The sequence below is a fragment of the Bifidobacterium sp. POST2/T3 (B1) genome, from assembly GCF_058197115.1.
Genome location: NZ_JBVPQK010000204.1, coordinates 1 through 4,911, shown reverse-complemented (window position 1 = coordinate 4,911; position 4,911 = coordinate 1). Strand labels below are relative to the sequence as shown.

The following is a 4,911-nucleotide window of genomic DNA, read 5'->3' as shown; positions in this document are numbered from 1 at the left end:
CTGTCCCGGCTGTCACCGCCGAAATACATGAGGGAGTAACCCAGGTAGGTGATGACCGTAGCCATGGCCGAAGCCACAGCAGAGGTCAGGATGTCATGGTTGTAGACGTGCATGAGCTCGTGGCCCAGCACCCCGCGAATCTCCCGCTCGTTGAGGATACGCAGAATCCCCTGGGTGCAGCAGACGGCGGCATGGCGCTCGTTACGGCCTGTGGCAAAAGCGTTGGGAGAGTCAGTGGGGGCGATGTAGATGCGGGGCATGGGCTTGCCGGCCCTCCCCGACAGTTCCCGGACGATCCGGTAGAGGTCGGGGGCCTCCTGCTCGCTGACCGGCCGGGCATGCATGGAGGCGATCGCCACCTTGTCGGAGAACCAGTAGGACCCGAAAGTGGTGGCCAGGCCTATGAGGATATAGATGCCCAGCGTCCCCTGGCGACCGCCAGTCAGCCACCAGATGAGCATAATAACGGCCCACATAAGGGCGAACAAAAGCGTCGTTTTAAGGCCGTTGAAATGTCCGTGAACCTTCAGCTTGCCATTCATGGGTTCCATGGTAGACAATGCCGCTGAATTTTTGCTGAACGACCGCTGAAAAGATGAAACTGCCGATGGTCCCTCGCCATTTCAGAACAATACGATTGGATCTTCGTTCTTCTTGTCACGAGGCTTAGGAACATACCGGGCTTTCTTCAACCTTCCGTTGGCATCGAAGAACTGACGCAGGCTCATGCTCTCCACCCCAAAATGGTCTGCGATGTTAGGAATCTTGGGCTCTTTCTTCATATGCTGCCCCTGTTGCAGCGGAACCCGGGCCTCATCCGTCACTATGACTGCCCCCTCGACCTTGGCCACGGCGATCAGCCAGGGATCCGCCTTGCTCTCTGGCTCCCAACATTGGCGTGACTCTTCCGTATAATTCCCGCAGGTGACCAGATAATCCTGAATTTTCGCATAAACCTGCGCATACTTGTCATCCTTATGGCTTATTTGGCGGCCTTTGAACACTGCACGCACCCAAAGATCCAGCATATCGGGATCAGTGGCTTGCTCGTTGACCAGCTCTTCGTAGACAACATCCACCATGGCAATCGCCTTGTCCTCAGCCAGCTTTTCCATCCACCGCCAGAAGGGGTGAAACTCCTTGTAGTCGAAAGGATGGTTGAGCCGGTAGGAGGCGATGAAGATGTTGGAATCAGGCAGGTAGAGGGTAGCGGTCATATCAGCTTCTTTTCACGAATCAATCCCTGATAAGACTGCGGGGAGCGCACCCCCACCAGGTCGAAGCCCTCAGTCGGAGCCAGTCTGCCCCCGTCCATGGCGGCATTGACCAAGCGGACGAAACCGGTATCAACCCTGGAGGCATTGGTCCTGTTGCCATTACCATGGGTTTCCTGCTCCTGATGATGAGCGGCCTTGCCCTGAAGATGCCGATCCATTCGTGCCCGCAGTTCCTCGAGTGTATCCTCGTCAGTCAAGCCGAACTGATGGGCCTGTATCCCCATGGCCAAGGCACTCAGATGGAAGTCGTCAGCTATAGACTCCGCAGCGTCGGCCGGCTCTTGGCCCTCGTCCAGCTTCTCCTGCCACAGCCGCCGGAAACGGTCATCATGAATCACAGCCATTACCACCGCCCGGTTTATCGCGCGCTCCATGGCCTTGCGGTCCCCTTGTCCGCCAATACCGTCGAAGAGCTCCTGAGTGCCCAGCAGTACGTGTCCCACCTCGTGAATCAAGGTGAAGATCATGCCGTCAAAGGAGTCGTTTCTGTTGATGAACACCAGCGGAGCCATGTCGTCGATCAACACGAATCCTCGGAACTCCTGGAGATCCAGTTTTCGAGAACTCACGGAGCCCACCTGGGAGTTGAGCATGATCATAATGCCCGCTTTAGAGACACGTTCCTTGAGCTGACGGAAACGGTCGCTGGAATCGCCGCCCTCCCAGGCAGAGCGCCCATCCAACCCAAGGGTGGAGCGAAGCGCATCAGCCAGGGCATCGTCATGGTCGGCATCGCGCACCGAACCAACTAGCGGGTTGGCATCCAGGCCAGACTCAAGCAGTTCATCCCTGGCCCACTCCTGCCTGAATCGCATCTGGTCTATGGTGTCCTGCAAGTTTTTGCTGGGCTGCACAGACGTATTGCCTACGGTCCGGTACTGGACCAGAGGCTCAGAACGACGCTGGGGCACAACCGACCGGACCAAGGCACCGAAGGGCACATGCAGGGCCCTGCTGAGCTGCTCTACCTTGTTGAAGGATACAGACACGGGTTCCTTGGATTCCAGCCAATCCGGCAACTGGCCAAGCCCTCGGCGCTGAGACAGGGCCACTGGATCGGCATCACCCTCCTCAACGGCCCACTGGAGGGTGGCCGGATAGAGAGTCAGATTAGCCATGTCACGCTCCTTCGATTCCGTGATGGGCTCTAATGACAATGATAGCTACGCGAGGCCCATCCGTCTGCAGTAAGCACCCAGTATTGAATACTAAGAAATAGGACCCGGGTGAGGATTCATGAGCCTCATCCAAGTCCTGTCACTGTCAACACAGGCCTAAGAGCGATCGCCTACTCGCCGTGCGCTAGCTGGCGGAGCTGGTCGGGGTCGATAACCTTGATATGCTCGCGGCCAGCCTTGGCGCCCTCGGCACGCTCGTAGGCATCCACCCGCTTCCAGCCGGCGAAGTCGATGGGCTGGATGCCCTTGTCTGCCAAGAAACGGTCAATCGAATCGTCGTCGCGGTCCTTGGCGAAGCGGCCACGAGTCGGGCTGGCGGCCAGGTCATCCAGCATGTTGCCGATGGTCTCCAGGGCATCGGATTTGGTGGATCCGATCAGACCTACAGGTCCCCTCTTGGCCCAACCAGTGGCGTAGAGACGGTCGATGGGTCGGCCGTCCTGCCCCTCGGGAGCAGTGGTCACACGACCGTGGACGTTGGAGAGCGTATAGCCGGCGAAATCGTAGGGAATGCCGGGAACTTCGGCAGGCTTGTAGCCGATGGCATGGTAGACGGCCTGAACCGGGTACTCCTCGTACCGGCTGGTCTCCTCCATGGTGCCCTCGGGCGTGACCTTGGTCTTCTCCACCCGAATGCCGGTCACCTTGCCGTCCTGGCCGATGATTGCGGCTGGCATCCGGTAGAAGTGCATATAGAAACGACGGTCGGCGGGGTTGCCTTCGAAGTCGACGCCGCCGTCCTCAGCCATGTCCTCGGCCATCTCCCTGATGGCGAAGAGCTCCTCCAGCATCTGCCGGGTCAGCTTGTCGGCACCGGCCCGGTCGATGGTCTCCTGATCCAGGTCGAAGTCTTCCTCGTCGATGACGATTTGCACCCCGGGCAGCTTCTCCAGCTCGCGCAGCTCCTGGACCGAGAACTTGGCCTGGGCTGGTCCGCGACGGATGAACATGTGCAGTTCACGGGCCTGGTTGCCCTGAATCCCCTGGTAGACGTTATCGGGGATGTCGGTGCCCAGCAGGTCGTCGGCCCGCCGCATCAGGATTCTGGAGACATCCATGGCCACGTTCCCGCCTCCGATGACGGCCACCTGCCTGGCATCCAGGGGCCAGTCCTGGTCAGCGTCGGGATAGCCGTCATACCATTCGACGAAGTGGGCGGCCCCGTGAACGCCATCAAGCTCATGCCCGGCAATCTCCAGGGGGCGATCGTCCACAGCGCCGGTGGCGAAGAGCACCACATCGTAGCGCTCAAGCAGGTCATCCAGGTTGACGTCCTTGCCGAACTCCACATCCGCGTAGAGATGGATCTCGGGGTTGTCCAGCGTCTTCTCCAAGGCGCCTGCGATGTACTTGATGCTGGGATGATCCGGGGCCACGCCGTAACGGACCAGACCGAAGGGAACGGGCAGCTTCTCGAACAAATCGATCCGGGCCCGGTCGCCCAGACCCAGGTCTGTCCCCTTTTCCCGAAGTTGCCGCAGCAGGATGTCAGAGGCGTAGACCCCCGCAGGCCCCGCGCCTATGACGGCCACGCGCAGGGGTGAGTCGGCTTCCTCGCCGCGGGCCGGTGCGGGCATGGTGGAATCATTGACATTAATATCGCTCATGCTTGTCAGCCTAACGCAAAGCGACGGTCGGGAACAGAGCTAGTTGGGCTCCATCCCCGGGACTTTCACCAAGCGTCGCGAAATGGCATCAGTCCCGATCTATCAGCGCAGTCAGGGCCCAGAGGATGGAAACCACGTCGATGGCCTCCTGCGTAAAGGCGCCGACAACCACCGGAATTAGGTCGAAGGCGGCACAGAGCATGCCCACTGTGGCCAGGGTCAGCCCCAGCATGACCGCCTGGAGCATGACCCTCTTGGTCCTTCGGGCGATGGCGATCGACCTGGGCAGACAGGCGATGTCGTCATTCATGATTACGGCCTGGGCGGACTCGGAGGCGGCCGTGGTGGTTCCGTCGGTGATGGCCATGCCCACGTCGGCAGCGGCCAGGACCGGAGCATCGTTGACCCCGTCCCCCACCATCAGGGTGATGGATTTGGTCACTGACTCACCAAGGAATTTGGACAGCCAGATGTCCCAGAATGGCTGCCGATTGGGCTCCTCCCTGGAAGCCTTGGCGATCAGATTGGTCTTGTCCTCGGGGAAGAGGCCGGCATGCACGTCGGTGATGCCCACCTGGTCGGCGATGATCCGGGCCGAGTCCTCCTTGTCGCCGGTGACCATGGATAGACGGGTGATACCCAACTCCCGTAGCTGGGTGATGGTCTGAGCGGCATCCGACCTGGGCACGTCCTTCATGACGACCCTGGCGGCCAAGACCCCATCAATAGAGACGTAGGAGGCCATCTCGTCAGGAGCCAGGGGGCCGAATAAATCACTTGAATGCCCGTCTGCCACGAACTGGGCCCTGCCCACCTTGACCTGGTGGCCGTCGACCTGGCCCTGTACCC

General features: G+C 60.0%; 5 protein-coding genes. All 5 read right to left on the bottom strand.

What is annotated here, in order from left to right:
* A partial coding sequence (locus AC0AP0_RS09025; RefSeq protein WP_490430216.1) for a M48 family metalloprotease occupies positions 1 to 542 on the bottom strand: 542 nt, incomplete at its 3' end.
* A gap of 81 nt (positions 543 to 623) precedes the next feature.
* Complete coding sequence (locus AC0AP0_RS09020) at positions 624 to 1,217, bottom strand: DUF4411 family protein (protein ID WP_490430223.1); 594 nt, start codon at positions 1,215 to 1,217, stop codon at positions 624 to 626.
* Positions 1,214 to 2,395 carry an ImmA/IrrE family metallo-endopeptidase gene (locus AC0AP0_RS09015; RefSeq protein ID WP_490430222.1) on the bottom strand — a complete coding sequence of 394 codons (1,182 nt, stop codon included), beginning with the start codon at positions 2,393 to 2,395 and terminating at the stop codon, positions 1,214 to 1,216. Before AC0AP0_RS09015 ends, AC0AP0_RS09020 begins: the two co-directional genes overlap by 4 nt.
* A gap of 170 nt (positions 2,396 to 2,565) precedes the next feature.
* Positions 2,566 to 4,032, bottom strand: a complete 1,467-nt coding sequence (locus AC0AP0_RS09010; protein ID WP_490430224.1) for an FAD-dependent oxidoreductase — start codon at positions 4,030 to 4,032, stop codon at positions 2,566 to 2,568.
* 118 nt (positions 4,033 to 4,150) lie between these two features.
* On the bottom strand, positions 4,151 to 4,911 hold a 761-nt coding region (locus AC0AP0_RS09005; protein ID WP_490430221.1), incomplete at its 5' end, for an HAD family hydrolase.